The organism is Rhodococcus ruber, assembly GCF_027270735.1.
Classification (GTDB): Bacteria; Actinomycetota; Actinomycetes; order Mycobacteriales; family Mycobacteriaceae; genus Rhodococcoides; species Rhodococcoides rubrum_A.
The window spans coordinates 1-3420 of record NZ_JAPWIJ010000016.1; the positions used below are offsets into that span (position 1 = coordinate 1).

Annotated in this window: 3 protein-coding genes; all 3 read right to left on the minus strand. The window is 63.2% G+C overall.

Annotated elements, in window-relative coordinates; all coding sequences use genetic code 11:
- Window positions 1-697: 697 nt before the first annotated feature.
- A complete protein-coding gene (locus O4220_RS25630; protein ID WP_269608368.1) occupies window positions 698-1633 on the minus strand; it encodes a DUF222 domain-containing protein in 936 nt (311 codons plus the stop codon).
- Between the two features lie 206 nt (window positions 1634-1839).
- Window positions 1840-2880, minus strand: coding sequence for a tryptophan--tRNA ligase (gene trpS, locus O4220_RS25635; RefSeq protein WP_269608369.1), 1041 nt, complete (start codon window positions 2878-2880; stop codon window positions 1840-1842).
- Window positions 2881-3044: 164 nt separating this feature from the next.
- On the minus strand, window positions 3045-3420 hold a 376-nt coding region (locus O4220_RS25640; protein ID WP_269608370.1), incomplete at its 5' end, for a response regulator transcription factor.

The window sequence follows — 3420 nt, forward strand, 5'->3', positions numbered from 1 at the left end:
GGGCAGAGCTGTGCCGTGTGCCCTTGGCGACGGGTGTGTGGGTGCAGAACAGGGCCGCGGCGGAGGTCAGTGATCCCAGGCGACGCCGCTGAGGTCCATGGTCGCCCGGTGCCGGGTCGGTCGGGCCAGTCTCTGCTGGGACTGGATCCGGTAACGAACCTTGCTCGGCCGGCGGGTTCGGAGTGGGCGGTGACGCGGTGGCCGCCGCTGGTTCAGGTACTGGCGTCGGACCGGCTGTTGTGGAACCGGATGGTGTTGTGCACGTGCGTGATTCCGAGCAGCTCGGCGCGATGTCAGGTGCCGGCGATGGCGCGTGCGCAGGTGATGGCGAAGCTGACTCGGGTTCAGACGGTGCAGCTGCCGGAGCGCCTGTTGCCGTGTGCTTCCGGACAGGATCGGCGGCGTCTGGGTCGGGGGTTGCCGACGGGTCGGCTGCAGGTTTGGGTGTGGAGTCGTCGCTCTCCTCTGCATCGTCGGTCTCGTCGATCTTTTCTGCCGGTGCTTCTGGTGCCGGTGCATTGGCCGAAGTCGGTTCCGTCGAGGAATCAGGCTCACTGCCTGAATCCGTGGCCGACCCAATCCCCTCACCAGCCGCATCAGCAGCCGAGTCCGCGTCGGCGTCTCTGCTTGCGTCTACGTCTGCGTCCGTCATTGTTCCCTTCTCGGGTCCTGTTGCAGCCCCTGCTTTTTCGCCACCCTAGCGTCGTTCCCATTCCCCGGTCTCCGGGTTCTGGTGGGCGAGGCCGAGTTTCTCGGCGAGGGTGACTGCGTCGGTGAGCAGGATCTGCCACTGACTGTTGCGCGCCAACTCCCGCGCGAGGTCCGGGTCGATCGAACCGTGCCCGGCCAGATACGCCGGGTTCGCCAGCAACCCGATGAGGGTGGCGATATCGACGGTGACCATCGTCAACGGCACCCGACGATCCGGCAATACTGCATCCTTCTTCGGGCAATCCGCGCGGTCGCACAGGCACGCCAAGCGGGGTTCGCCGTGCATCCGGGCCATGAACGCATCACACAACCGGTCCTGTTTGCCGCGAGGGTCTTTGGGGCAGAGGGTGTCGGCCATCTCCTCGAGCAACTGCCACGCCGCCGCCGCCTCTGGTGCGGTCAATTCCGCTCGAATCCGCGCCAACTCCCCGGCCGGGCTGTAGGAAACGTGGCGGAACCTCTTGGCGAATTCCCGCAGTGCTGCTGCTTCCTCCGGGGCGACCCGCAGCAGGATGTCCCAGATCTCCTTCTCCAGGGGGCCCGGTGACGACCTGCGGGCCGCTTCGACGATCTCGTCCTCGACCATGTTCACGATCGCGTCGGAGAGGTTGTCGAGGATCCGGCACACCGTCCGGACTCGGGGGAGGTCGATCTCCCCGGACTCGAATGCTGCCCGCAGCAGTGGAAGTCGGGTATGCAAGGCGACGCCCACGGAGACATACGCCTCGGCGACCGTCGCCGAACATCCCAACGCCACTGCCATCTCGGTGCGCCCGTACCGGCTGTAGTGCTTGTACTTGGTGTCGTGGGTGATCCAGCTCCGATGGACGTCGTAGCAGGCGGAAATCTTACGAGACGCAAGTCGATTCTCTGCCTGTGCGGCAGCGGTCAACGCCTCCAGCGACACGGTCGGTACTGCCATCCCCATTCACCCCCCGGTGAGCCGAAACAAGAACGCATGTTCGAACGAGATGAACAGTAACCCGACCCACCGACAAAAACGGAAGCACGGGCTCGGCAGATCGTGATCACCTCTTCGGGGCAGGACCAATCGGCCGAGGTCGAACTCCGGACATCGTGACCTGAACCTCGATCGATCGCGTCGACGACCATATCGAGCAGGCGGGCCTAATACGCGGTACCCATCGCCGCGCGTACCTCGCTCAACGTCTGCTCAGCGATCTCGTTGGCCCGCTCGTTTCCATGACGGAGCACCGACCGAACGTAGTCGGGGTCCGCAGCCATGTCGGCACGCCGACGTCGATGTTCTGCGAGCAACGAGTTGACCGACTCGGCCACACAGTCTTTCAATGATCCTGCTCCCCCACCACCTATGTCGGCGGCGATCGCCCCTGGTTCCCGCCCCGTACACAAGCCGGCGATGGTGAGCAGCGCGGATACTCCCGGCCTTGCAGCTGGGTCGTAGGAAATGTCTCGATCCGAATCGGTAGGAGTTCGTCGCACCACGGCTACTGTCTCGTCCGGTGTCATGGACAGCGAGATGGCATTGCCGAAACTCTTGGACATCTTGCGGCCATCTAGTCCTGGCACCGCAGGGGCCGACGTCAGCAAGGCCTGTGGTTTCTCGAATACGGCACCGTAACGGTCACGGAATCGCCGCGCGATGACCCTGGCCATCTCGATGTGTGGAAGTTGGTCCTTGCCGACCGGCACCACAGTGGCTTTGCAAAACAAGATGTCGGCCGCTTGGTGCACCGGATAGGTCAGCAATAGTCCACTCAGCGCGCGGCCACTGGCAGCGAGTTCTGCTTTGACAGTGGGGTTTCGGTGAAGCTCGGCCTCCGTCACCAGGCTCAAAAACGGTAGTAGCAGCTGATTGAGGGCGGGTACCGAAGAATGGGTGAAAATCACGGACTTCTCGGGGTCGATACCGGCTGCCAGATTGTCCAGCGCCGCGTCGTACACATGTTGTCGCACGTGCCCGATTGCGTCACGATCGGTGATCACCTGATAGTCGGCCAAGACCACCATTGTCCGAACCCCCAGATTCTGCAGCCGAACTCGCTCTCGAATCGTTCCGAAGAGATGACCGAGATGCAGTGAACCGGTTGGCCGTTCGCCGGTCAACACTGTATGGCTGCCCGGATCGGTTGCGATGTCGGCGGCGAGCGCATCGCTACGCCCCATGGTGGACGAGTAGGTATCCATCGAAGAATCCTCCTGAAAGTACGAAGGGCTGTACCGTCCGCGCTTCGATTCGTTTCAGGAGATCGGCGGGCTGAGTACAGCCCGCGGGACATGATCGACCGGGCTGCTAGTGCAGCCACCACCAAGCCTGTCGAGTGTCGATCACCTCGACAGGTTAGCAAACGTCAGATCAACCCCTGCTTACTCGCGGCATACACCGCTTCGGCTCGTCTCGACACGGCGAGCTTGCGCATGATGTTGCTGACGTGGAATTTCACCGTCGTGGCCGAGATGAACAGCCGGGTTCCGATCATGTTGTTGGACAGACCCGTTGCCAATAGCCGGAGCACTTCGAGCTCACGCTCGGTGAGGCGCTCGATACTGCTCGGTGTGCCGTTGAGTGATCGAACGACGGCCGAGGCGCTGCGCGAATCGAAGGCGCTCTCGCCGCGCGAGACTGCGCGGATCGCACGAACCAACTCGGTGGTGTCGACATCCTTGACGACGTACCCTCGGGCACCTGCGTGCACGGCCTCCACCACGAGCCGGTCGTCGAGGAAC